21 protein-coding genes are annotated in these 24,954 nt (G+C 68.1%); 9 read left to right on the top strand and 12 right to left on the bottom strand.

What is annotated here, in order from left to right; genetic code table 11:
• Window positions 1-10 precede the first annotated feature (10 nt).
• Window positions 11-415 (top strand): hypothetical protein, encoded by a 405-nt coding sequence (locus ABE487_RS09500; protein WP_346446917.1) that lies wholly within the window; start codon window positions 11-13, stop codon window positions 413-415.
• Between the two features lie 15 nt (window positions 416-430).
• Here the strand turns inward: ABE487_RS09500 and ABE487_RS09505 are convergent, their stop codons facing one another.
• The 3 genes from ABE487_RS09505 to wrbA all read right to left on the bottom strand — a co-directional run bounded on the left by ABE487_RS09505 (window position 431) and on the right by wrbA (window position 1,966).
• Window positions 431-919, bottom strand: coding sequence for an asparaginase domain-containing protein (locus ABE487_RS09505; protein ID WP_183427466.1), 489 nt, complete (start codon window positions 917-919; stop codon window positions 431-433).
• A gap of 109 nt (window positions 920-1,028) precedes the next feature.
• A complete protein-coding gene (locus tag ABE487_RS09510) occupies window positions 1,029-1,376 on the bottom strand; it encodes a DUF2069 domain-containing protein (protein WP_346445060.1) in 348 nt (115 codons plus the stop codon).
• Window positions 1,373-1,966: an NAD(P)H:quinone oxidoreductase gene (gene wrbA / locus ABE487_RS09515; protein ID WP_346445062.1), complete on the bottom strand. Its 594-nt coding sequence runs from the start codon at window positions 1,964-1,966 to the stop codon at window positions 1,373-1,375. The genes ABE487_RS09510 and wrbA overlap by 4 nt, the downstream gene beginning before the upstream one ends.
• A 109-nt stretch (window positions 1,967-2,075) precedes the next feature.
• Here wrbA and ABE487_RS09520 point away from each other — a divergent pair, with 109 nt between their 5' ends.
• The gene (locus ABE487_RS09520; protein WP_346445064.1) at window positions 2,076-3,350 is read left to right on the top strand and encodes a YihY family inner membrane protein; all 1,275 of its coding nucleotides are present in this window, start codon (window positions 2,076-2,078) and stop codon (window positions 3,348-3,350) included.
• Window positions 3,347-3,901, top strand: coding sequence for a TlpA disulfide reductase family protein (locus ABE487_RS09525; protein ID WP_346451163.1), 555 nt, complete (start codon window positions 3,347-3,349; stop codon window positions 3,899-3,901). Before ABE487_RS09520 ends, ABE487_RS09525 begins: the two co-directional genes overlap by 4 nt.
• A gap of 39 nt (window positions 3,902-3,940) precedes the next feature.
• Here ABE487_RS09525 and ABE487_RS09530 read toward each other — a convergent pair whose 3' ends face one another.
• Window positions 3,941-5,356: a serine hydrolase domain-containing protein gene (locus ABE487_RS09530; RefSeq protein ID WP_346451164.1), complete on the bottom strand. Its 1,416-nt coding sequence runs from the start codon at window positions 5,354-5,356 to the stop codon at window positions 3,941-3,943.
• Window positions 5,357-5,440: 84 nt separating this feature from the next.
• Here ABE487_RS09530 and ABE487_RS09535 point away from each other — a divergent pair, with 84 nt between their 5' ends.
• Together ABE487_RS09535 and ABE487_RS09540 are read left to right on the top strand one after the other, a co-directional pair.
• Complete coding sequence (locus tag ABE487_RS09535; RefSeq protein ID WP_346451165.1) at window positions 5,441-6,043, top strand: LemA family protein; 603 nt, start codon at window positions 5,441-5,443, stop codon at window positions 6,041-6,043.
• 92 nt (window positions 6,044-6,135) lie between these two features.
• Window positions 6,136-8,046, top strand: coding sequence for a M48 family metallopeptidase (locus ABE487_RS09540; protein WP_346451166.1), 1,911 nt, complete (start codon window positions 6,136-6,138; stop codon window positions 8,044-8,046).
• Here ABE487_RS09540 and ABE487_RS09545 read toward each other — a convergent pair whose 3' ends face one another.
• Window positions 8,047-9,639: a GMC family oxidoreductase N-terminal domain-containing protein gene (locus ABE487_RS09545; RefSeq protein WP_346451168.1), complete on the bottom strand. Its 1,593-nt coding sequence runs from the start codon at window positions 9,637-9,639 to the stop codon at window positions 8,047-8,049.
• A gap of 116 nt (window positions 9,640-9,755) precedes the next feature.
• Here ABE487_RS09545 and ABE487_RS09550 point away from each other — a divergent pair, with 116 nt between their 5' ends.
• Window positions 9,756-11,102 (top strand): MFS transporter, encoded by a 1,347-nt coding sequence (locus ABE487_RS09550; RefSeq protein ID WP_346451170.1) that lies wholly within the window; start codon window positions 9,756-9,758, stop codon window positions 11,100-11,102.
• Between the two features lie 31 nt (window positions 11,103-11,133).
• Here the strand turns inward: ABE487_RS09550 and ABE487_RS09555 are convergent, their stop codons facing one another.
• Both ABE487_RS09555 and ABE487_RS09560 read right to left on the bottom strand, forming a co-directional pair.
• Window positions 11,134-11,547 carry a hypothetical protein gene (locus ABE487_RS09555; protein ID WP_346451172.1) on the bottom strand — a complete coding sequence of 138 codons (414 nt, stop codon included), beginning with the start codon at window positions 11,545-11,547 and terminating at the stop codon, window positions 11,134-11,136.
• A gap of 73 nt (window positions 11,548-11,620) precedes the next feature.
• Window positions 11,621-14,104 carry an acyl-CoA dehydrogenase gene (locus ABE487_RS09560; RefSeq protein WP_346446900.1) on the bottom strand — a complete coding sequence of 828 codons (2,484 nt, stop codon included), beginning with the start codon at window positions 14,102-14,104 and terminating at the stop codon, window positions 11,621-11,623.
• A 180-nt stretch (window positions 14,105-14,284) separates the two neighbouring features.
• Here ABE487_RS09560 and ABE487_RS09565 point away from each other — a divergent pair, with 180 nt between their 5' ends.
• Window positions 14,285-14,905 (top strand): TetR/AcrR family transcriptional regulator, encoded by a 621-nt coding sequence (locus tag ABE487_RS09565; protein WP_346451173.1) that lies wholly within the window; start codon window positions 14,285-14,287, stop codon window positions 14,903-14,905.
• A gap of 447 nt (window positions 14,906-15,352) precedes the next feature.
• Here the strand turns inward: ABE487_RS09565 and ABE487_RS09570 are convergent, their stop codons facing one another.
• The 3 genes from ABE487_RS09570 to ABE487_RS09580 all read right to left on the bottom strand — a co-directional run bounded on the left by ABE487_RS09570 (window position 15,353) and on the right by ABE487_RS09580 (window position 20,289).
• Complete coding sequence (locus ABE487_RS09570; RefSeq protein ID WP_346451175.1) at window positions 15,353-18,214, bottom strand: TonB-dependent receptor; 2,862 nt, start codon at window positions 18,212-18,214, stop codon at window positions 15,353-15,355.
• A gap of 212 nt (window positions 18,215-18,426) precedes the next feature.
• Window positions 18,427-19,278 carry a hypothetical protein gene (locus ABE487_RS09575; protein ID WP_346445085.1) on the bottom strand — a complete coding sequence of 284 codons (852 nt, stop codon included), beginning with the start codon at window positions 19,276-19,278 and terminating at the stop codon, window positions 18,427-18,429.
• Between the two features lie 105 nt (window positions 19,279-19,383).
• Window positions 19,384-20,289 (bottom strand): Hsp33 family molecular chaperone HslO, encoded by a 906-nt coding sequence (locus ABE487_RS09580; protein ID WP_346445086.1) that lies wholly within the window; start codon window positions 20,287-20,289, stop codon window positions 19,384-19,386.
• 129 nt (window positions 20,290-20,418) lie between these two features.
• Here ABE487_RS09580 and mtgA point away from each other — a divergent pair, with 129 nt between their 5' ends.
• Complete coding sequence (gene mtgA / locus ABE487_RS09585) at window positions 20,419-21,126, top strand: monofunctional biosynthetic peptidoglycan transglycosylase (protein WP_346445088.1); 708 nt, start codon at window positions 20,419-20,421, stop codon at window positions 21,124-21,126.
• Between the two features lie 8 nt (window positions 21,127-21,134).
• Window positions 21,135-22,127: a glycosyltransferase family 2 protein gene (locus ABE487_RS09590; protein WP_346445114.1), complete on the top strand. Its 993-nt coding sequence runs from the start codon at window positions 21,135-21,137 to the stop codon at window positions 22,125-22,127.
• 3 nt (window positions 22,128-22,130) lie between these two features.
• Here the strand turns inward: ABE487_RS09590 and ABE487_RS09595 are convergent, their stop codons facing one another.
• Window positions 22,131-24,110, bottom strand: a complete 1,980-nt coding sequence (locus tag ABE487_RS09595) for an AsmA family protein (protein WP_346451176.1) — start codon at window positions 24,108-24,110, stop codon at window positions 22,131-22,133.
• Window positions 24,111-24,225: 115 nt separating this feature from the next.
• Complete coding sequence (locus ABE487_RS09600) at window positions 24,226-24,879, bottom strand: hemolysin III family protein (protein WP_346445092.1); 654 nt, start codon at window positions 24,877-24,879, stop codon at window positions 24,226-24,228.
• Window positions 24,880-24,954 lie beyond the last annotated feature (75 nt).

Here is a 24,954-nt window from a genome sequence, read left to right on the forward strand (position 1 = left end):
GGGCAGGGCCATGCGTCCGATTTCAATGGGCTACGCGATCCTCGCCGTGGCGGTGCTGTGCGCACCGGTCGCGGCGCTGATGGCCTCGCGTGGCCCCGACGCGCCCACGCCGCACAATGAGCCCGCCATGCAGCAGCGTTTCATCGTCAAGTACCGGGCCGGCACCGAGCCGGCGCGCGACCCGCATGCGGTGCAGGCGCACCTGGACCAGGTCGCCGAGGCGCTGCCGCGGAGCGGCAAGGCGGGCTCGACGCTCAAGCTGTCGTGGCTGCGGCGCCTGGCGGTCGGGGCGGATGTGTTCTCGGTCGATCCCGCGCTCGATGCGGACGGCACCCGGCGTCTGCTCGACGCGCTGCAGGCCGACCGCGAGGTCGACTACGCCGAACCCGACGGCATCATGACCATCCAGCGCTGAGGCGCGGCCGCTCGCTCAGGCCACCGGCTCGAAGCGATTGGCCTCGACATTCTTGCGGACCTTGAGCGGATCCCAGATCCGGCCGTTCATCGCCACATAGACCCCCGGCGGCTTGGACTGTACGGCGCCCACGGCGGTGCCGATATTGAACTCCGCATCCGAGCCGCGGAAGCGCGCCGGGCTCAGCGCCCCGGTCAGCACAATGGTCTTGTCGGTGATCGAGGCCAGTACCTTCGCGGTCTCGACCATCGAGTCGGTGCCGTGGGTCAGCAGCACATGGCGTGCGGGCTGCGCGGCGATCGTTGCGCGGATCAACTCGCGGTCGTCGTCGGTGATGTGCAGCGAGTCCTTGCGGATGATCGGGATGACCCGGAACCGAAACGCGACGCCCAACTCCTCGAGCATGCGTCCGATCTGCGGTTCGCCGACCTGGTAGTCCGACTTGTCGTCGAAGTAGATCTTGTCGATCGTGCCACCGGTGGTGACGATCAGCAGCTCGTCCATTGCCATGAAGTCTGTGTGGAGTAGTGGGAATGATAGCGGGGGCGATTGGTGCTGCGCGATCGGCGATGGAAAACCCAATGCGGCCGGCTCGGCTTCGCCCCGTCTGCGATCATGGATTGCCGCGCTTGCGCGAGAAGCGCGCGCGCATGCCCGGCAGGCTGGCCGAGAACACGACGATCAGCGACAGCGCGATGCCGGCCCAGGCCAAGCGCCCCTGCTCGGGCTGCGACCAGGCGTACATCACCCCGTGCGAGAACCAGAACAGCGCCGCAATGCCCGACCACAACGGCGCGCTGGGCGCGCCGCGCAGCACGCCGGCCAGCAGCAACAGCGGCGGCAGCACGAACACCAGCAAGGCCGCACCGAAATGGGCATCGCCCCAGTGCCAGGCCAGGTACAGCAACGCGATCGCGGCCAGGGCGCCGGCGAGCGCGGGACGCGAGCCTCCGACCCTCATGCCGCGAGCTTGCCGGCCAGCATCGCGATGCGCCGGCCCAGCGCCCGGGCGAGGACGGCCTCGTCCTCGCTTGGTTGCGGGTCGTCCTGCTGGCCGGCGACGTGGCTGGCGCCGTAGGGCGTGCCGCCGCTGCGCGTGCTGGTGAGCGCGGGCTCGGTGTAGGGAATGCCGGCGATCACGCAGCCGTGGTGCAGCAATGGCACGAGCATCGTCAATAGCGTTGCCTCCTGGCCGCCATGCTGGGTGGCGGTCGAGGTGAACACCCCGGCCGGCTTGCCGACCAGCGTGCCGCTCGCCCATTCGGCGCCCAGACCGTCGAGGAAGTGCTTGAGCGGGGCGGCCATGTTGCCGAACCGGGTCGGGCTGCCGAGCAGCAGGCCGGCGCACTCGGCCAGGTCGGCGCGTTCGACATACGGCGCGCCGTCCTCGGGCACCGGGGGCGCGGCAGTCTGGGTAACGGCGGCGACCGGCGGCACGGTACGCAGCCTTGCCTGCATGCCGTCGACTTCGCCGATGCCGCGCGCAATCTGGCGGGCAAGGCGGGCGACCGAGCCGTTGCGGCTGTAGTAGAGGACGAGGATCTCGGGCATCGATGCAATCTGCGGTCCAGGACGTTCAGTGTGACAGGCCGGGGCGGCGGTGTCCGGGCGCGGCCGGGCTTCGGTGCTGCCCGCGTCACCGCTTTGCTACGCTGCGTCGATGGAACCGCTCGACACCCTGAGCCGCTGGAGCGAGCGCATCACCGACCGCGCGCGGGCGCTGTCGTTCGCGCGTTTTCTGTGGCGGCGCTTTCTCGACGACCGGCTGTTCGAGGCCGCAGGCGCGCTGGCCTTCACGACCGTGTTCGCGCTGGTGCCGCTGTCGATGGTGGTGTTCGGCGTGCTGACCGCGTTCCCCGCATTCGGCCAGTGGCGCGACCAGCTCAGCGACTACATCTTCTCCAACTTCGTGCCCAGCAGCGCACGCGCGGTGGAAGCGGTGCTGCTGCAACTGTCGGCCAACACCGGGCAGCTGACGACCATCGGCGTCGTGGCGCTGGTGATCTCGGTGCTGGTGACGCTGCTCAGCGTCGAGGGCACCTTCAACCGGATCTGGCGGGTGAAGTCGGCGCGGCCGACGGTCGGCCGTTTCCTGGTGTACTGGACCGTGCTCACGCTCGGCGCGCTGATCGCGACCGCGAGCCTGGCGGTGTCGGCACGGTTCTTCGCGCTGGAGATCTTCAGCACCGATTCGGGGCGCTGGTTGCGCGGTGCGATGCTGTGGGCCGCGCCGATGCTGATCGAACTGGTCGCGTTCGCGACGATCTTCCGGGTCGTGCCGCATCGCACCGTGCAGTGGCGGCACGCGTTCGCCGGCGCCGCGCTGTCGGTGCTGCTGTCGGAACTGGTGAAGTGGGGGATCGGTCTGTATCTGGGCAGCTTCAGCGCCTACGAAAAGATCTACGGCCAGATCGCGTTCCTGCCGATCTTCCTGCTGTGGGTGTATCTGGGCTGGGTCGCGATCCTGCTCGGGGCCTCGTTCGCCTCGTCGATCTCGGCCTTCCGTTACCAGCCGGCGCACCTGCGGCTGCCGCGCGGCTATGAGCTCTACGGCCTGCTGCGCATGCTCGGCCGTTTCGCCGAGGCCCGTCCTGCCGGCCGCGGGCTGCACAGCGACGAGATCCAGACGCTCGAACCGATGCTGACCGACGCCCTGGTCCAGCAGATGCTCGCGCAACTGGAGGACATCCAGTTGTTGCGCCGCGCCGAGACCGGGGAGTGGCTGCTGGCCCGCGACCTCGATGGCCTGAGCCTGGCCGAGCTCTACGAAGCCTGTCATCTGCGCATCCCGATCGAGGAAGCGCATCTGCCGTGTCGCGACGACCGCCTGGGCGTGGCCGCATCGGCCGCTCTCGACGACCTGCGCATCCCCTTGCGCGACCTGCTCAAGCGCCGGGTTGCCGGCGTCTACGCCCCACCGGAGACTTCTGCATGATTCGCCGCCTCGTTCCTTGCCTCGCCCTCGCCGCCGCCCTTGCCGCCTGCCAGCGCGGCGAAGAGGCCGCCGCTCCGGTCGACGACCGCGCCGCGGCGACGCCTGCCGGCGACTCCGCGCCGGCGTCGTCGCACGAACGACCGGCACTCCGCGTCGAGACGATCGATGGCGGCACGTTCGATCTGGCCGAGCACCGCGGGCAGTGGGTCGTCGTCAATTTCTGGGCCACCTGGTGCGCGCCATGCCTGAAGGAGATGCCCGAACTGTCGGCGCTCGATGCGATGCGCGAGCACGTGCAGGTCGTAGGACTGGCCTACGAGGACACCACCGCCGAAGACTTGCGCACGTTCCTCGAGGCGCGTCCGGTGGTCTATCCGATCGCGATCGTCGACACCTTCGAGCCGCCGGCCGATTTCGAGACGCCCAAGGGCCTGCCGATGACCTATCTCATCGGGCCCGAGGGGCGGGTGGTCGAGAAGATCCTCGGGCCGGTCACCGCGGCGAGGCTCGAGGCACTGATCGCGCAGGCGGGCGGGCCCGCAGTCGGCTGAGCCGCGCGACGCGGCCCGGCGCGTGCCGGGCCGTCAGGATCATTCCGGCGTGGCCGCCGCGCGGTATGTGGTGCTGCCGCCGCTTGCCGTGTGCGTCGGTGCGGGGCCGCGCTGGGCGTGCAGCAACTCGATGTTGGGATCGACATCGAGCCAGCGCTGCGGCGGCAGGCCGATGGCGCGGTCGAGGATCGTCGGCATCAGCCCGGACGGCAGGCCGCTTTCGCTGTTCCACAGCACGACGATGCCCAGATCGCGCTCGGGCATCATCGCCATCAGGCCGCGGTAGCCCTGGACGGCGCCGCCGTGGAACACCACACGCTCGCCCGAGTAGTCGAACACGCGCCAGCCCAGCCCGTAGCCGGCGGCCTCGAGCCGGTCGCGGCGCCAGGATGAGTTGCGCATCTCCGGCGGGGTGCCGACGATCGGTGCCTGCAGCGTCGCCAGCAGGGGGGCCGGCAGCACGTCGGGGCGGTGCCCGGTCTGGCCGAGCATCCACTGCGCCATGTCGGCGATGCTGGCGTTGACGCCCGCGGCCGGCGCGAGTCGGTAATAGGTGGGCTTGGGCATCAACGAGGTCCAGCCTCCGCCCGCGCGCACGTGCGGCTTGGCCCAGCGCGGGCTGGCCTGGATGCCCTCCAAGCCGTAGCTGGCGTCGTTCATGCCCAGCGGCTTGAAGATCCGCCGCGACACCGCCTCGCTGAAGAACTGCCCGGAGGTCGCGAACACGACGTCGCCGATCAGGCTGAAGGCGACGTTCTGATAGGCATAGCAGTTGCCGGGCTGGCAGGTCATCGGTGCCGCCGAGAGTCGCTGTACCAGGTCGTGATAGTCGGCATTGCGCTCGATGTCACGGTCGTAGGTGTTGCGGCCCAGGCCGACGCGATGGCTCAGCACGTCGGCGACGGTGAGCTGCTGGGCGGCCGAAGGATCGGAAAAACGCAGCGACGGCATGTAATCGACCACATGACTGTCCCAGCGCAGCGCGCCTTCGGACACCAGCAGGCCGGTGATCGTGCCGGCGAAGGATTTCGACAGCGAAGCGAGCCGGAACACGGTGTGTGCATCGACCGGCTCGGCGGACTTGACGTCGGTGATGCCGTAGCCGCGCGCGCTCAGCACCTGGCCGTTGTGGACGATCGCCATCGCCAGGCCGGGCACGCGTTGATTGGCGACCAGGTCCTGCGCCATCGCCTCGAACAACGCGACATCGAAGCCGCTGGCCAGCGGCTTGGGCTGGCGTACCGGCATCAGCGGCTCGGGCTTGACCGCGTCCTCGCGACTGCGGGCCATCGGGCGCTCGTTCAACGGCACCACCGAGGCGACTTCGGCGATGTCGTCGGCCGCTTCGCTTTCCGCAGGCGGACTTTGCGCCGCCGAGCCGAGCGCGGCGGGCAACAGCAGGCCGATCAGACCGATCCGGGCCAGTGGGCGGCGAGCTGGATGTCGGCTTTTCATCGGGCCTTCCCCCTGCGTATGCTCCGGCGATGCGGGGATGATATAGCGCGTCAAATCCAATTTGCATGAACAAGGGGAAGTTTGATGGGTAGCCTGCTGATCCTGCTCGTTTTTGTCGGTGCGGTCGTTGCACTCGTGCTTGGGGGCATCGGGATCTACAACGCACTCATCACCGCCCGCAACGCCTACCGCAACGCGTTCTCGCAGATCGATGTACAGCTGCAGCGTCGGTTCGACCTGATTCCCAACCTCGTGGAGACCGCCAAGGGCTATCTGCAGCACGAGCGGCAGACGCTCGAGGCGGTCGTCGCCGCACGCGGCGCGGCGCAGGCCGGGCTCGCGGCCGCCAAGGCCGCGCCGGGCGACCCGGCCGCGATGGGCCGACTGGCGCAGTCCCAGGGGGCGCTCGATGGCGCGCTGGGCCGGTTGTTGGCGGTGTCGGAGGCCTATCCCGAGCTCAAGGCCAGCCAGACCATGCTGCAGCTGACCGAGGAACTGACCAGCACGGAGAACAAGGTGGCGTTCGCGCGGCAGGCCTACAACGATGCGGTCATGGCCTACAACAACCGGCGTGAGGTGTTCCCCTCGAGCTTGGTCGCCAACAACTTCCGCTTCCGGCCGGCGGCGCTGCTCGACATTCCCGCCGATCGCGCGGAAATTCGCGACGCGCCCAAGGTGCGCTTCTGAGCCACGGGGAACGGGACTCTTGCATCGGGGACGGGCGCGCGGCGCGCCGCCTGCTTGAGTTTCCGGTTCCGGTGTCCTGATCCCGGTCTGCCATGAACTTCTTCGAACGCCAGGCACGGGCCAGACGGCAATCGACACGGCTGGTGGTGCTGCTGTCGCTGGCCGTGATCGCGATCGTCGCAATCGTCGACGCCGCGGTGTGGTGGCTGCTCGGACCGCACGTCGTCGCGCTGGCCTGGGCGACGGCGCTGACCGCCGGCACGATCGCGCTCGGCTCGCTGTACCGCATCGCGACGCTGCGCGGCGGCGGCGACCGGGTCGCACGCCAGCTCGGCGGCATACCGGTCGCCGAGGACACCCGCGACCTGCATCTGCAGCGGCTTCGCAATGTCGTCGAAGAAATGGCCATCGCGTCCGGCGTCCCGGTGCCGCGCATCTATGTGCTCGAGCACGAACCGGGCATCAATGCGTTTGCCGCCGGTTACACCGCGTCCGACGCCGTGGTCGCGGTGACGCGCGGGACCCTCGACCGGCTCAATCGCGACGAACTGCAGGGCGTGGTCGCCCACGAGTTCAGCCATATCCTCAACGGCGACATGCGCTTGAACGTGCGACTGATGGGCGTGCTGTTCGGCATCCTGATGCTCGGGGTCGCCGGCCGCAAGGTGCTGGTATACGGCCGCCACGCACGCATCAGCCTGTTCGCCGCGCTGTTGGGCCTGGCCGCCGTGGCGATCATCGTAGGCAGCGTCGGCACGTTGTTCGCGCGCATGATCAAGGCTGGCGTGAGTCGCAGCCGCGAGGAACTGGCCGATGCCTCGGCCGTGCAGTTCACGCGCCAGACCGCCGGTCTTGCCGGTGCGCTGAAGAAGATCGCGGGCGTGACGGACGGATCGCGCCTCCAGCACCGCGGCGCGGCAGAGGAGGTCAGCCACATGCTGTTCGGCGACGGGCTGGGGCTGCGCGGGCTGTTCGCCACCCACCCGCCGTTGCTACAGCGCATCCAGGCGTTGGAACCGGGGTTCGATGCCGCGCAGCTCACGCGGCTGCAGGTGCAGTGGTGGCAGTCGCCGCCCGACGGATTGGGCGAGGACGCTGCGCTGGGCCTGCTGCCCGCGGTGCAGGCCTTGCCGCAGGCCGGCGGGTCGATGGCGCTGGACCCGCGCACGGTGTCGGCCCAGGTCGCGCAACCGCACCAGGACGATTACGCGCGGGCGCATGCCCTGGTGTCGGCGATCGGTGACGACCTGCGTGCGGTGGCCCTGCATCGAGACTCGGCCATGCCGCTGCTGCTGGGACTGTTGCTCGACGACGATGCGGGCGTGCGCGGCCTGCAGCACGAGGCGATCGCGAGCCGGCTCGGTCAGGCCTCGGCGATCGAGGCCGACCACCTGCGCCAGTCCCACCTGCGTACGCTCCATCCGATGTTGCGTCTGCCACTGGCCGCACTGGCCTTCCCGGTCCTGCGCCGGCAGACGCGGCTGGCGCTCGCGGCGTTCCTGGACACCGTCCATGCGGTCGTGCACGCCGACGAGCATGTCTCTCTGTTCGAGTACTGCCTGGCGCGACTGCTGAACACGCAGGTCCGTGAGGCGCTCGCGCCGGCGCGCCATGTCCGCTTCGGGCGTCGCAAGCCGGGCAACGTCAAGCACGAGTTCGCGACCTTGCTCGCGGTGGTCGCGCAGGCCGGCCATCCCGACGATCCGGCCGCGGCCCGGCGCGCCTATCTGGCCGGCATGCAGCGGGTATTGCCGCGCGATCATCTTCCCTACGCGCCGCCGATCGCGGGCGTGCAGGCGCTCGATGCGGTCTGGGCGCCGCTCGACGCCCTCGACCCGCTGGCCAAGCAGGTGATGGTGGAGGCCATCACCGCAGCCGCCAGCCATGACGGCCGCATCGGCGTCGCCGAATCCGAGCTGCTGCGCACGATCTGCGGCGTGCTGCAGTGTCCGTTGCCCGCCGCGCTCGAGCCGGCCCCGGAGCGCCTGCTCGGCGCGGCGTGATCAGGCCTTCAGGATCAGTGCGGCGGCGCGCTCGGCGAGCATGACGACCGGTGCATTGAGATCGCCACCAGGCAGCGTGGGCATGACTGAGGTATCGACCACGCGCAGGGCGGCGACACCGCGGACCCGCAGCTGCGGATCGACGACGGCCTGCGCGTCGTCGCCCATGCGGCAGGTGCCGACCGCGCGATGGACCGATTCGGCCTGGTCGCGCACGAATGTGGCCAGGGCGGCCTCCGAGGTGCCGTCGCCCGGCGGCAGCGGTGCGCTGCGGATGCCGTCGAAGGCGGGCTGCGCCAGGATCGTACGCGCAATGCGTGCGCATTCGAACAGCATTCGCAGGTCGAAGCCCGCCGGATCGGTGAGGTAGCCGGGGTCGATCCGCGGTCGGTCGGCGATCCGGTTGCCGGTCAGCTGGACATGGCCGCGGCTGCGCGGTCGCAGGACGCAGGCGCGCAGGCTGCAGCCCGCACCAAGCGTCGCGTCATGTGCCTCGAGCTGCGCCGGCGCGAAGTGGAGCTGGATGTCGGCGCGGTCGTCGCTGGCGAGTGATGAACGGAAGAAGCCGCCTGCCTCGAACCCATTGCTGGTCCCCGCGCCGCGCCGGCCGCGCACGAAGTAGTCCCAGGCCATCGCCATCTCGCGCAGGCGGCGATGGCGCGCGGCACTGTCGCTCCGGAGCGCGATGCGGATGCCGAGCGCGTCGCGCAGGTGGCGACCGACATCCGGTGCGTCGTGCACCACCGGCAGCCCATGCCGACGCAGCGCCATCGCCGGGCCGATGCCCGAGAGCATCAGCAATTGCGGCGAGTTGATCGCGCCGCCGCACAGCAGCACCTCGCGCGTCGCGGGTTGGTGGAACGCGCCACGCGCGCTCGCGTAGACCACGCCCGTCGCGCGGCCGTGCTCGAAGGTCACCCGGTTGACCCGCGCCCCAGTCACGATCGTGAGGTTGGGGCGTGCCCTGGTCGCTCGGTCGAGATACGCGGTCGCCGCCGAGCAGCGTGCGCCCTCGCGCTGGGTCACCTGGTACAGGCCCACGCCAAGCTGGTCGGGGCCATTGAAATCGGTCGTGGCCGGCAGCCCGGCCTGGCGCGCTGCTTCGATGAACATCCGCGTGCGTGGGTCGACATGGCGCAGGTCGGAGACCGTCAGCGGCCCATCGCCGCCGTGCAACATGTCGCCGCCGCGGATGTTGCCTTCGGCCCGTCGGAACCACGGCAGCACGTCGCGCCAGGCCCAGCCCTCGGCGCCGTGGGCGGCCCAGTCGTCGTAGTCGGCCGGGGCGCCGCGGGTGTAGCACATCGCGTCGATCGCGCTCGAGCCGCCCAGCACCCGCCCGTGCGGCCATCGCAGGGTGCGTCCGGCGAGCTGCGGCTGTGGCGCGGTGGTGTCGTCCCAGGTCACGCCCCGGCCGCGGAGCTTGCCCGCCGCCGCGGGCATGTGCAGGAACGGGTGGGTGTCGTTCGGGCCGGCTTCGAGCAGCAGCACCTGGATCTGCGGATCGGCGCTGAGCCGGTGCGCGAGTACGCAACCGGCGGCGCCGGCGCCAACGATGATGTAGTCGTAGACGGGCGGGGGCGTTGGGGGCATCGGATGCGTGGGCAGGGCGGGGCGACAAGGATAGGCGGGCGCGGTGCACAGCGCTGGCGGTAGCCGGGGTCATCGGCTAACGTGCGCGTCGACAGCCGCCTCCCGCACGTGTCCCGATGACCGACGTTGACGCCGATGCTCCCCACGGGCGCGGCCAGTTCCGGCGTGCGCTGCGCGAGTCGCCGCCGCTGTGGTGGGCGCTGCTGTACTTCTTCTGCCTGCTGTGCGGCTACTACGTGCTGCGCCCGGTGCGTGATGCGATGGGCGCCTCGACCGACGCGGTCGCCATCTTCCCGGGCTTCATGCTCGACTGGGCCGCCTCGCGCGGGATCGCACTGGGCGAGTTCACGCTCCAGGTGCTGTTCACCGGCACGTTCTTCGTGATGCTGGTGTTGCAGCCGCTCTACGGCGCACTGGTGTCGCGTTTTCCCAGGCGGGTCTTCCTGCCTGTGGTCTATCTGATCTTCATCGCGTGTCTCATGGCGTTCCGATGGGCGTTCGACAGCGCCTTGCCCGGGCGCGGCGCGCTGTTCTTCATCTGGATCGCGGTGTTCAACCTGTTCGCGGTCAGCGTGTTCTGGAGCTTCATGGCCGACGTGTTCGATGATGCGCACGCCAAACGCTGCTACGGCTACATCGGCGCGGGCGGGACGATCGGTGCGTTTCTCGGGCCCCTGATCACGACATTGCTGGTCGGACGCATCGGGGTCGGGAACCTGCCGCTGATCAGCGCAGGCTTTCTGGCCGTCTGCCTGCTGTGCATCCTCAAGCTGCGGGCCTGGGCACGCCGCAACGAGGCGCGCCGCGCCGCGCAGGACGAGCGTGCGATCGGCGGCTCGGTCTGGGCCGGGCTGAAGTTGATCGTCCGCGATCCGCTGCTGCGTGGGCTGGCGCTGCTGATGTTCTTCGGTGTCGGCGTCGGCACGCTGCTCTACAACGAACAGGCGGCGATCGTGCGCGCGTCGTACGCGACTGCCGAGGCGGCCACGCGCTATTACTCGACGATCGACTGGGCCGTGAACGGGCTGACGATCCTCGTCCAGTTGCTGCTCACCCGCTGGTTGCTGCGCCGCTACGGTGTGGCGCCGCTGCTGCTGTTGCCGGCCTGCGCAATTCTGGTCGGCTTCTCGCTCCTCGCGGCCTCGCCGTATCCGCTGCTGGTGGCGGTGGTCCAGGTCGCGACCCGGGCCAGCGAGTTCTCGCTGTCGAAGCCGGCACGCGAGACGCTCTATACCCGCGTGGACCGCGAGTCGCGCTACAAGGCCAAGGCGGTCATCGACACCGCGGTCTATCGCGGCGGCGATGTCACCTTCGTCTGGGTACACAAGGCCTTGGCCGCACTGGGCTCGCAGGTGGTGTTCCTGGCCGGCGTGGGCATCGCCGCGGGCATGCTGGCCGGCGCCTGGCGCGTGGTCCGTGCCGAGCGCCGGCTGCCCGGTCGCGAGCGCGATCCGATCATCTAGCTTCGCCTGTGCAGTGGCGCGCGACCGGTGTTCAACCCGATGCGAACCCACGCACCGCCAGGGCGATGAACATCAGCGCGCCGAGCAGGAACAGCGCGCTGAGCAGGTGCACCAGCGGATGGTGCACACGGAGCCGGACGAACTGCAGCACCAGCCGCAGCCACCAGAACGCCGCCACGCCGGCGAGCACGGTATGGCCCAGCGACGTGCCGGCGAGTGCGCCCGGCATCGCCAGGCACAGACACGCGACACCGAAGAACACCAGCACGAGCTGCGCATTGGCGATCTGCACGATCGCGCGGTTGGCGACCGTCGTGGCCTGCAGCGTGCGCGGCCACCCGAACAAGCGCCAGAACGCAAGGTGGAAGACCGCAAAGGCCAGGCTGTGCACGCCGCAGGCGATGAGCAGGGCGGCGTCGAAAGCAGCAAGGCTGCTCGATGGCATGCCGGGCTCCAGAGACGAAAACGGGCACGGCCTGCAGGAGGACCGTGCCCGTTGGGGAACGCAGATCGCAGCCTCAGGCTGCTTCGCGTGACCCGTCTTCCCGGCGGCGTGCGACCAGGTCGCGATAGCCGGCCGAGCGCAGTTCCTCGGGGTCGAAGTCGTCGACGGTGATCGTGTCGAGCGTCAGCGCGCGCAGCTCCTCGAGCAGCCCACGCTCCTCGGCACTGATATGGCCTTCGCGCACGGCCTCATCCAACTGGGCGTCGTAGTCCAGCGCCTCGATGCCCTTGCTCTTGAGCGCCTTGAGGAACTTGCGCTCCACCGGCTCGGCCGCGACCGCCTTGGCGAGGTAGCTGGCGATGCGGCCGCCGGGATTGCGCTCGGTCGGCTGCAGGAACACGCCATCGGCCAGGCGCTCGCGCGCATCGTTGAGACTCATCAGCAAGGCCGCCACACGGTGCCCCAAGCGGTCGCCCGGCGCCTCGGCGCGGCGGCCGAGCGGGAAGATCAGTGCCCACATCAGCCAGCCGACCGGACGGATCGGGAAGTTGCGCAGCGCCGCCGACAGCGCGGTCTCGATCTTGTGCACGCTGTCGTGGAACGCCCAGGCCAGCAGCGGCTTGTCCGCTTCGGGTGCGCCCTCGTCGTGATAACGCTTGAGGATGGCGCTGGTCATATAGATGTGGCTGAGTACGTCGCCCAGCCGGCCCGACAGCGACTCCTTGAACTTCAGCTTGCCGCCGAGCATCAGCATCGACACGTCGGCCATCAGCGCAAGATTGGCCGAGTAGCGGTCGAGCTTGCGGAAGTAGCGCCGGGTGTAGGCATCTCCGGGTGCCGCGCCGATCCGTGCGCCGGTCAGGCCGAACCAGAACGAGCGCACCGCATTGGAGATTGCAAAGCCGATGTGGCCGAACAGGCTGCGATCGAACGCTTCCAGGCCCGCCGCGGTATCCGGGTCCTGCGCGGCCTTCATCTCCTTCATGACCCACGGATGGCACAGGATCGCGCCCTGGCCGAAGATCAACAGGCTGCGCGTCATGATGTTCGCGCCCTCGACGGTGATCGCGATCGGCGCGGCCTGCCAGTTGCGGCCGGCGAAGTTGCGCGGCCCCAGGATGATGCCCTTGCCGCCGATCACGTCCATGACGTCGCTGATGACCTCGCGGCTCATCGTCGTGCAGTGATACTTGGCGATCGCCGACGGCACCGACGGCACATCGCCGCGGTCCACCGCGGCTGCCGTGGCCTGCGACAGCGCGCTGATCGCATAGGCCTTGGCGCCGATGCGCGCCAGCGCTTCCTCGACCCCCTCGAAGCGTCCGACCGACAGCCCGAACTGCTTGCGGATGCGCGCATAGGCGCCGGTGATCACCGCGCCGGCCTTCGCACCGCCGCTCGCCGTCGACGGCAGCGTGATCGAACGGCCGACCGCCAGGCACTCGTTGAGCATGTTCCAGCCCTTGCCGGCCATCTCGGCGCCGCCGATCAACTGGCTCAGCGGAATGAAGACATCCGTGCCGCGGATCGGGCCGTTCTGGAACGGCGAGTTGAGCGGGAAATGGCGGCGGCCGATCTCAACGCCAGGGGTGTCGCGCGGCAGCAGCGCCAGCGTGATGCCGATGTCCTGGGTATCGCCGATCAGACCCTCGGGGTCGTACATGCGGAAGGCCAGACCGATCAAGGTGGCGACCGGCGCCAGCGTGATGTAGCGCTTGTCGAACGTCAGCCGCACACCAAGCACGTTGGCGCCGTTCCACTCGCCCTTGCAGACGATGCCGTAGTCGGGGATCGAGGTCGCGTCCGAGCCGGCGAACGGACCGGTCAGGCCGAAGCAGGGCACCTCCTGGCCGACCGCCAGGCGCGGCAGGTAGTAGTCCTTCTGCTCCTGGGTGCCGTAATGGTTGAGCAGCTCGCCCGGACCGAGCGAGTTCGGCACGCCGACCGTGGAGCTGACCACACTCGAGACCGACGCCAGCTTCTGGATGACCTTGTGGTGCGCGAGCGCCGAGAAGCCCAGACCGCCGTAGGCCTTGGGGATGATCATCCCGAAGAAGCGGTTCTCCTTGATGTAGGCCCACAACTCGGGCGGCAGGTCGGCATGGACATGGGTCAGCTCCCAGTCGTCGACCATCGCGCACAGCGTCTCGACCGGCCCATCGAGGAAGGCCTGTTCCTCGGCGGTGAGCTGCGGCTTGGGATAGTTCAGCAGAATGTTCCAGTCCGGATCGCCGGTGAACAGCTCGCCCTCGAAGCCGACCGAGCCGGTTTCCAGCGCGATGCGTTCGGTCTTCGACAGCGGCGGCAGTACCTTGCGAAAGAACGTCAGCAGCGGCGCGGTGATCAGCGCCTTGCGCACCGGCGCGATCAACAGCGGCACCGCGATCAGCGCGACGACGACGGCGGCGACGACGGTCGCCGTGGCATTGGCGCCAAGCAGCCAGCAGGCCAGCAACAACGTGATCGTGATCGCGGCCCAGTAGGCGAGTCGCAGCCGGTGGTAGGCGGCGAACGCGCCGGCAAGGAGAAAGGCGAGGAAGGGGATCGCGACACTCATCATGGACTCCGACAGTCGGCGAGGCAGGCGGGAGGGCGACGGAGACGTCGCCCCAATGGGCCGATCTTGACCGTACGGTCGAGTATGGTAATGCGAACGACCGAAGTCAATGCTGCGCCGCGGCGCGTCTTCGCAGCGTCGATACTGTTGCCGACGCAGGCGTATGGATAGACTGTCGCGATGAGCAAATCCGCTTCACCGCCCGCCGCGGGCACCGCCCGGACCGGCACCACTGCGCCCGAGCGCCAGGGACGCCTGAGCGCCGACGACTGGGCCCAGGCGGCGCTGGACCTGATCGCCGAAGCTGGCGTGCAGGCCGTCGCCGTCGAACCCCTGGCCCGCCGCCTCGGCGTGACCAAGGGCAGCTTCTACTGGCATTTTCCGTCCCGAGACGCCTTGCTGCAGGCCGCGCTCGAGCGCTGGGAGAACGTCGAGCAGGAGGCGCTGTTCGGCGCGCTCGAGTCGATGCCCGACGCCCGCGAGCGCCTGCGCGCGCTGTTCCACATGGTCGCGCGCGAGTACAAATCGCATGTCATCTACAGCGCGCTGCTCAAGGCGCAGGATCACGTCACAGTGCAGCCGGTCATCGAGCGCGTGTCCAAGCGCCGCCTGGACTACCTGACCGCGTCGTTCCGCCAGGCCGGACTCGCCCGCGAGGACGCCCAGCACCGCGCGCGCCTGACCTACGCCGCCTACGTCGGCTTCCTGCAGCTGAACCTGCAATTGCACCAGGCTCGCATGCAGCAGGAGGAGTTCGACGCCTATGTCGAGCATTTGGCGAGGACGCTAGTGCCGAGGTGATTCGTCGGATATCGATCGTTGCGATCAGGAAGGCCACCGGCAAATTGCAGCCGAGCGAGTGACGCCGTTTTTGCTGTCGGCGTCGAAGTTCCAGTTGGCGCACCATCGCATCGACCACGAGCAGGAGTGCGGTTTCTACTGTGATTGCAGCATGGTATCCGCATCGTTGAAAGCGCGATAAGAGCTCGCCTTCATTCATGACGCTTGCGCCATTAGGGCGGACAGCCATGCTTGTTGCGATGTCATGGCATGCGTGCTCGCGTGCTCGCGTGATCGCAGCCAGCCTGTCCGGCTGGTGCAGTGCTCTTAGATCGATGCGATGCATCGACGTGCAAGACAAAGTCGTTGCCGCGAATGCTCACGCTCGGAGGGCGACGCGTGCTTGCTGCGCACAAAAAACTGCGGCCCTTTCGGGCCGCAGTCGTTTGTTGCTGTCAATGCCTTCGGTCAGAAGTTCTGCTGATACTTCATGAACACGAAGCGTCCCAGATCGAAGCCGCCGTAGTACGAGAAGTTGGACTGTGCTTGTCCGTACCAAGGTGCGGAGTAGTGATCGAACACATTGTTGGCACCCACCGAGATCCTTGCCTTCCACGGCGCCTTGTAGGTCACCTGGACATCGTGGAACGTGTTGGAACCCAGTTCGTTCATCGGCGTGATCAGGCCGCGGGTGTCAGGCGCTGCATAGTTCGGCAGGCTGCAGAGCGAGGGAATGTCTTTCTCGTAGCACGATTCCTTGGAGCCCGAGAAGTAGCGGACGCCCCAATTGACAGACCAATCGTCGAGGGTCCAGCTGAGGCTCAGATTGGAGCGGATACGGAAGTAACTTGAGAACCCGTTGTTCTGCGAGGGAATCACGCCTGCATCATTGGATGTCGTGGTTTCGTACTTGCTTACATAAGTCGTCATCCACTTTGCGCCAAACTGGCCGTAGTCGGTCGCCAGGTTGTAGAGCACATCCAGATCGTAGCCTTCGGTCTGGGTGTAGCCCGCGTTGCGCTGACCGTAGAGCAGCTTGTTGACAATGCCGGTTACCGGGTCGCGCGAGAAGCCAGCACACCGCGATTCGACCAAGTTGATGTAGCAATCGCGAAGCATCTGGTTCGGGCTGTCAGGCAGAACGGTGTCGTCGATGCGAATCTTCCACCAGTCCAGCGCGAGGCTCAGGCCGGAAACGTAATTCGGGCTGTAGACCAATCCCAGCGTCTTCGACACCGAGGTCTCCGGCTGTAGATTCGGATTGGAGCCGCTACGGAACGGCACCGGGGTCGCATTGGCGGTCGCGCTCGTGGTGGGCACGAAATCGCGCTGCAACTGGCGGTAGTTCGCCGCGACGTCCTGGAGACAACGGGGCGTGCCACGTGCTGCGCCGTAGATGCTGTCGCAGGGGTCCTGGAATCCGGTAGAGAAGGTCTCCGAACCACCGCCATACAGGTTACCGATGGTCGGTGCACGGAAGCCTTGCGACCATGTGCCGCGCACCAGCAAGTCGTCGATCGGACGCCACTTGAAGCCAGCCTTGCTGTTGGTCGTGTCGCCGAACGTGTCGTAGTCGGAGTACCGGCTTGCCACGTTCAGGCTGAGCTCCTTTGCGCCCGGCAATTCTGCGAGCAACGGAATGTTGAGCTCTGCGTAGACCTCATCGAGCGAGTACGAGCCGTAGGTCGGACCACTCGCGAGGTTCGTCGAGTTGCCGGACTGGGCGATGGCATCGGGGTAGTAGCCGCCTTCCTCCTTGCGGTGCTCCAGGCCCACGGCGAAGCCGAGGTCGCCTGCCGGCAGGCTGAACAGCGAGCCCGACAGATTGGCGAAGTAGTTATTGGTCTCGGTCTTGCCAATCGCATGTTCCTCACGGAACATCAATGCGCGAAGCGCCGGGTCGTCGAGCGAATTGGCGACCGAACCGGTGCCGAAGCCTGCGAAGGGGTTCCACGGCACGCACGAGGTCAATGCGATCGGCGCATCGGGGGTACCGCACTGGACCACGCCCTGCGAGTTGAGGAACGACGGGCCGACGGCTGCGCGAATGGCGGGGATATAGAAGTTCCCGTTGTTGACCGTCGTCTGTTCGTTCTCGGAGAACATGTAGCCGACGTCCCAGTCGAAGAACCGATCGCCGATGTCGAACGAGCCCTCAAGCGCGGCAGTGAAGCGCCAGCTGGTGAGCCTGGTATCGGTGGTGCGAGGGACTTCCCAGCCACGACGGCGCCAGGTCACAGCACGCTCGCCCCCGGTCGGGTTGAAGTAGCTGTCGGCCGACATCGGCGCATTGATCGCGGCCGCGTTGGACTGAACTGGGTAACCGGCGATCTGACGGTTCGACTCGCGGCGGATGTAGCCCAGGTCAGTGGTGAAACGGATCGAATCGGTGATGTCGTAATTGCCGTTCACATACAGCGCTCGGCGCTCGAGCGGCGTCTGGACGTGCATCTGGTCACTGGGCCGGCTCGTGTCGTCCGCAGTCTGCCGATGGAAGTTCTCGCTTCCAATCGCGCTGCTGCCTCGGTTGGGCGCAAACCAAAGCTCCTTGCCTGGGGCGCTGTTTACGCCGGCGTCGTAGTTGCCCCACTGACCATGGGTGGTAAGGCTGCGATCGGGAAATCCAGGCGCCGAGTCGCGGGAGAACCAGCGATCCTTTGCCCATACTGCCTCTTCTTTGTGGCTCTCGGCGCCAATGGTGAGGGATCCCCGCTCGCCCGAGAAACCGATCAGGAAGTCGAAGGTGGTCTCTTCGCCGTCACCCTGGCTGTACTGTCCGTAGTAGGCATTTGCCTGCGCACCATCGAAGTTCTTGCGGGTGATGATGTTGATCACGCCCGCCATTGCGTCGGAGCCGTAGACGGCCGAGGCGCCGTCCTTGAGGATCTCCATGCGCTCGACCATCACCATCGGAATGGCGGAGACGTCTTGGTAGCCGTTCGGGCTGATGCCCAGGCGCTTGCCGTTCACCAGGACGAGCGTGCGCTGCGCGCCGAGATTGCGCAGCGAGATGTACTGCCCGCCGGCCTCCTGATTCGCAGTCAGCGGCGATGCACGGCTGAATGTCGGGGCGCCCGCTGCGGAGATGTTCTGCAGCACGTCGGCGATAGTGCTGAAACCCTGCGCTTCAAGATCCTGCCGCGTGACAGATAGAACGGGCTGCGCTGTCTCGACATCCACCTGGCGGATGCGCGAACCGGTGACCTCGATCCGATCGAGGGTCGTCGTGCTGTCGCCGGATTGCGCAAAGGCGGTACCACCGAACGTCGTCGCGCCGGCGACGATGGCAAGGCTGATCGCGTCGCGCAGCCTGTTGGTCTTCAAGATCATACTTCTCTCTCTCCAAGTGAGTCTTGGGATTGCCCCCGTGAGAACCTGCAGATGACGTCAAGTGAGACGCCAAATTCTGCAAGGCTTCGGCCGATACTAGCGAGGGTGAAAGAGAAATTAAAGAGGCGTTAACGAAATGCGTGCGCTTTGTGAAATTGCGCTGCAAGCGCCAAATGACCTTGCTTAAGCTGAATGCGCGATTCAGCAGCGGGCTACAGATCCTGCTGGTACCGGATGTACGGCACGGCACCGTCATCGTCGGGCAGGTCGGCCATGCGCGAGAACGGGTTCTTTCCGCGGGTGACGACGTTCTCGGCGCCGACGGTGAGCTGCCCGCTCCAGGGCGTGCGCCAGCTGACGCCTACGCCCAGGCCTTCCCACTTCGGAAGCCCCGGGGTGTCGACCACCTGGCCGACGATGTTGGCGCTGAAGCGCCCGATGCCGCCGCCGACGCTGACGCTGCTGCTGGTCCAATGTCCGCTGAGGTCGGCCGGGGCGGTCGCCGACGGGATCAGGGTGGCCTTGGCGAGTGTCCCGGCCAGCGAGACATACGCGTCGTCGCCGATGTTCTTCCTGGCAAACACGGTCAGGTCGTGGACGTCGACCCGGCCGGCGGAGCCGCCTCGTGCCGGGGTCAGCCAGCCGGGAAGGGTGTCGCGGCCTTCGCCGAGCGTCACGCCGGCGCCGCCACTGGGGCGGCTGAAGGACGCGGTCGCGGTCGCCCGACGGTTGCCGGGGGCCGGGTCGTCGAGCGAAGCGAGTTGGCAGTTGCGCGCCAGGCTGCTCACGGCGCCGTTGAAGCTGCTGCCCGGGCTGCACAGCAAGGCCAGCGAGCTGCCGGGTTCCAGGCCGAAGGCGGCGTCGAATCGGTTTTCGCCCATGCGCCAGCGTCCGCCCGCCTGGTGCGGCGTGGCCGGTTCGAGGACGAGGAAGGCTTCGACCTTGCCGGAAGTGTCGAGGACCGGCAGCACGGTCTGGTTGCGCCTTTCCTGCGCATGCGCACCCGTCGCCATGCACAGCGCGAGGGACGAGGCGAGCAGCAGTGGCGTCAAGGACAGTCGCATGGCCGATGTGACCCGGTCGTTGCCGGGAAGTTCCCCAGATTCACCGACCCTACTCTAGAGGGTTTATGTTTATTTAACAATCCTGCCGCTGTTCCGGCAGGGCCCCTACTGCAACCGGTCCGAGACCTCGCCGCTGGCCACCGGGGCCGCGAGCAAGCGCTCGATCTCGTCCTCGGAGAATCGGTAGACACGACCGCAGAACTCGCAAGTCACTGACGCCTCGCCATCGATGGCCGCCGCGCGGGCCTCCGTTTCGCCCAGCGAGACCAGCATCGCCTCCACGCGCTCGCGCGAACACGAGCAGGCGAAGGCCAGCGGGCGTTCGCCGAGCAACTGCGGATCGTCGTCGGGAAACAAGCGCGCCAACAGCGTCTCGACGGGCCATCGAAGCAGTTCGCCGGTCGAGAGCGTGTCAAACAGGATGCTCGCCCGGTTCCAGCCGTCCTCGTCGCCCTCGTCGCCCGGCAGCTTCTGCAGCATCAGCCCGGCGGCGTGGTCGCCTTCGACCGCGAGCAGCACGCGCGTGGGCAGTTGTTCGGACTGGCGGAAGTAGTCTTCGAACGCACCCGACAGCGATTCGGATTGCAGGCCGACCAGGCCCTGGTAGCGCATCGGGTCGCGGCCCTGGGCGGGGTTTTCGATCGTCAGCGCCAGGATCGCGTCGTCGCCGAGCGCGCGCAGGTCGCGCGAGATGGTCGCAGCGCCCGTCTCGGCGATCCGCGCGATGCCGCGGATGGTGCCGGCGGCAGTGCATTCGGCAAACAGCGCGCGCAGCGGGCCGGATGCGCGCAGTTGCACCGACAGCCGCCCATCGACCTTGGCATGGCCGGTGAACAGTGCGGCGGCCGCGCAGGCCTCGCCCAGCAGGACTTCGACCGAGGCGGGATAGCGGGCGTTCGCCAGGACCCGGCGCCAGGTCTCGGTCAGGTGCACGCGGACGCCGCGCACGCCGGCGCGCTGGAGCAGGAAGCGGGACAGCCGGTCGCTGTCGGGAGCGGAGGTTTCGGTCATGGGTTCGTCGGAAAGCGGCGGCGATTGGCGGCATCGGGCGTGCCCGATACAGTGGCCGCCATGATGCAGTCGGTTCGAGAAGATGGGGGCGAGGGCAACGCGGCGCAAGCAGGCGTTGGACATCGGGATGTGGCACCGCGTCGGCGCCGGTGGCTGCGCCGGCTGCTGTGGCTGCCGGTGCTGGCGATCGGGTTCACCGTGCTGCAGGTCCTGGTGCTGCGCGTGATCGATCCGCCGTTCTCGACGGTCATGGCGCTCCGCCAGGTCGAGGCCTGGACCGGCGGCGAGGCCGATTTCGTGCTCTACCACCAGTGGCGCGATCTGGATCAGATCGCGCCGTCGCTCGCGGTCTCGGTGATCGCCGCCGAGGACCAGAACTTCGCGCGGCACCGCGGCTTCGATCTCGAGGCGATCGAGCGTGCACGCGCGCACAACGCGCGTGGCCGCTCGACCCGGGGCGCGAGCACGATCAGCCAGCAGACGGCGAAGAACCTGTTTCTGTGGAGCGGGCGCAGTTGGGTGCGCAAGGGGCTGGAGGCCTGGTACACGGTGCTGATCGAACTGCTCTGGCCCAAGACCCGGATCTTGGAGGTCTACTTGAACGTCGCCGAGTTCGGCGACGGCATCTACGGCGCCCAGGCGGCCGCGCGCGCGCATTTCGGCAAGGACGCGGCGCAACTATCGCGTGCGCAGAGTGCGCGGCTGGCGGCGGTACTGCCGAGTCCGCGGCGCTACAACGCCGCGCGTCCGGGTCCGTATGTGCAGCGCCGGGCACAGTGGATTGAACGCAATGCGCGCCAGATCGGCGGCGAGGGCTATCTGGAGGCGCTGCGATGAGCGCCGGCGTGCAGGCCGAGCGGCTGACGATCGTCATCGCCGCGTTCGACGAGGCGCGGTCGCTACCGCTGTTGCACCCCAGGATCGCGGCGGTCATGGACACGCTCGCCGACGACGGGATCGATGTCGGCGTGCTGTATGTCGACGACGGCAGTACCGACGGAACCTGGGAGGTGCTGCAGGGGCTGGCGGTATCGGATCGCCGCGTGTCGCTGCTACGGCTGTCGCGCAACTTCGGCAAGGAGATCGCGCTGACCGCCGGCCTGGACCTGGTCACGGAGGGGGCGGCGATGATCCTCGATGCCGACGGCCAGGATCCGCCGGAACTGATCCCGCGCTTCGTCGCGCTGTGGCGCCAGGGCTACGACGATGTCCACGGGACCCGGGTCAGCCGCGAGGGCGAGCGGTGGATCAAGAAGCTCACCGCGCACGTGTTCTATCGGGTGATGCAGCGGCTCGCCAAGACACCCGTGCCGGCCGATACGGGCGACTACCGGTTGCTCTCGCCGCGTGCGCTGGCCGCGCTGCGCCAGTTGCGCGAGCGGCACCGCTTTATGAAGGGGCTGTTCGGCTGGATCGGATTCAACCGCGTCGCGTTGCCTTACCAGCGGCATGCGCGTCTGGCGGGGCGCACGAAGTTCGGCTTCTGGCGGCTGTGGAACTTCGCGCTCGAAGGCGTGACCAGTTTCTCGACCGCGCCGTTGCGCCTGGCGACCTACGTGGGTGTGTTCACCGCGTTCGGGGCCTTCGCGTTCGCGCTGTGGGTCATCGCCAAGGCGATGCTGTTCGGCGACCGCGTGGCCGGTTGGCCGACGATGATGGCCGTGATCCTGTTCCTGGGCGCCGTGCAACTGGTGGCGCTGGGCGTGATCGGGGAGTACTTGGGCCGCCTGTACGAGGAGTCCAAGCAGCGTCCGCTCTACTTCATCCGCGACTGGCACCCGGCGGGGGCTGCCGCGCCGGCGGTCGACAATCCAGGCGACGACCGCCACGGCCGCTGAGGCTCACTTGGCGTAGGCGCCGCCGCAGTCGCTGTCCTCGCCGCCGCCCAACTCCAGGGTCGCCAGCAGTGCTGCAGGCGGCGCGATCGAGCCGAGCGCAAGGGCGATCGCGCCACGCAGGCCCAGGCGGGCCATGTCGGGGCGGAAACTGGGATCGGCGAAGGTGCCGCCGATCACCAGCGGCGAGCGCAGCGCGAGGATGCTGCGGTCCTTGGGCCGCGGGCGCAGTTCCAGGTCCAGCGTCTCCTGGCCGAGATCGATGCGGCCGTCGCCGACGATGAGCGTGTCGGTGGTGTCGAATGCTAGCGCGCGACTTTGCATGACGCCCTTCTGTACGCCGAAATCAGCGAATGCGCAGCGCACCGGAATCTGCTTGTCCTTGCCGATCAGGTACTTCAGGGTTTCGTAGATGTCGATCCCCGCCAATTCGACGAGCATGTTGCTGACCCGGCCCTTGCCCATTCCGACGGCGATGTCGCCATTGGCGCTGCCCAGCATCGCGGCAACCGAGTTGCCGGTGCCGGCGAGGTTGAAATCGCCGCCGATCTTGCCCACTGCCTGGCTGGCGAGGGCGGTGTCGGGGAACAGGCCGCCCAGGTCGACGCGGCGGACGCTGGCCTGGAGCCGGGTGTCGATGGTGTCGTTGCGCGCATCCATCCGGATGGTCGAGCGGATGTTGCCGCCCGCGACGCCGAAGTTCAGCGGATCGAGCCGGAGCAGCCCGGCCTCGAGCTTGAGGTGGGCATCCATGTCGTCGATCGGCAGTTTGGGGGCATTGATGCGTTGCGCACGCAAACGCACGTCGGCGTCCATCGAGCGCAACTTGCCCAGTTCATAGGGGGTGTCGGGAATCACCTTGCCCTTTGCGGCCAGCGCCTGTTCGCGCTGGACGAGTTCGGGATCCAGTGGGGTATCGCCTTCGGCGTCCGGGGTGCCGCCGATGAAGCCGGCCAGATCATCGAAATCCAGGCGCCTGGACACCAGGTCGGCCTTCAGGAACGGTCGCTCGCCGCCGACGGTGAAAGCGGCCGACCCGCCGAGGTCGCTCTGGCCGACCTTGCCGGTGAAGCCATCGTAATGCCAGGTCTGGCCGTCGCGAGTCAGGCGCCCGTCGAGGGCGTAGGGCGGGGTGTCGGGCAACGCGACGCCGACCAGTGGGTACAGATGGTCCAGGTTGCGGCCCGACAGCGCGAACTGCAGGTCGAAGTCGCGCAGTTCGAACGGCGCGGTAAGGCTGCCGCGCGCGTGTGCGTGGGTCGTGCCCGCCGACGCGCGCAGGTCGAGGTGGTAGGGCTTGTCTTCGTCCTGCAGCGCGAGCGGCGACTCGGCCACGCCTTCGAGCGTGAAGCGGTTGCCGCTCCACTGGCCGTCACCCTCGATCGCAATCGCCGGCGCGGCGTCGGCGCCCGCGCGCGAGGGCCGGCTGGCCAGGCGTACATCGACGCGGGTCTTGCTCGGTGCGTCGACGAAGCGCAGGCGCCCATCGTCGACCCAGAGACGGCGGATCTGCATCGGCTCGCCGTCGCCATCGCCCATGTCGAGCGTCCAGTTGCCGCCACCGCCGTCGGGATTGGTCTCGAGCAGCAGGACCGGGCGCGCCAGCCGAATCTCGGGCAGTCGAATACGGCCACGCAGCAGCGGGAAGACCTCGACCTGCAGCTCCAGCCGGTCTGCCGCGGCCATGGTCCTGTCCTTGGCCCAGTCGGCGTTGGCGAAACGCAGACGGTCCGCACGCACGGTGGTCACCCGACCCAGGTCGACATCGAGGTCGCCGCCGATCTGCAGCACGCGTCCTGTCTGCGCGTGGACGATGCGCTCGACCGGGCGTTTGAACCAGTTCCAGTCCCAGAAGATGATCAGCAGCAGCACCAGGACTGCGATCACCCCCAGCACGATGCGCCCTGGGTGTCCGGAGAACGCGCCGCGCAGGCGTGCGGCGGGCGGACGCTGCGGCGGTACGGCAGTGGGCGTGGAATCGGTCATCGCGGCTCGCATCCTGTTTGCGAGGCACCATCCCGCCGGATCGATCAAGCCCGGGTGAATCCGTTGCGGCGCGTTCAGCGCCCGGCTGCGCGGTCGGCGCCGCCAGCCATTGGCTTCAGCGTGCCGGGACGACCTGCGCCAGCACCGCGACGTAGTGGCAGACGCTGCCGGCGATGCAGAACAGGTGCCAGATCGCATGCGCGTAGGGAATCGACTCGCGCATATAGAAGAACGTGCCCAGGGTGTAGAACACGCCGCCGGCGATGATCCAGCTCAGCGTCCAGGTATCGAGCGCAGCGGCGACCGGGCCGATCGCAATCACCACCAGCCAGCCCATCGCCACATAGATCGCGGTCGACAGGCCACGGAAGCGGCCGGTGTAGAACAGCTTGAAGACCACGCCGGCCAATGCCAGCGTCCAGATGGTGCCAAACAGCCACCAGCCCAGTGTGCCGCGCAGCCCGATCAGCGTGAACGGGGTGTAGGTGCCGGCGATCAGCAGGTAGATCGCGCAATGGTCGAACACCTTCAGCCGGCCCTTGAGGACCGGATGGTGGACGGCGTGATAGAGCGTCGAGGCCAGGTAGAGCAGCAGCAGCGTGACGCCGAAGACGATCGAGGCGCCGAGCTGCCAGCCGTTGCCGAACAGCGCGGCGAGCGTGATCAGCACTGCGCTCGCCGCCAGTGCGGCGGTCGCGCCGAGGCCGTGGGTCAGCGCGCTGGCGAATTCCTCGCGCTTCTCGCGGAGCGACAGGGCGGGGGAGGGCATGATGGGTGTCCGGCGGGGGAGGGACCGACCGGATTATGACCCCCGCGGCGCGGTCCTGTCAGACCGCGCCGGTCG

It is taken from the genome of Luteimonas sp. TWI596, from assembly GCF_039674105.1.
GTDB lineage: Bacteria > Pseudomonadota > Gammaproteobacteria > Xanthomonadales > Xanthomonadaceae > Luteimonas.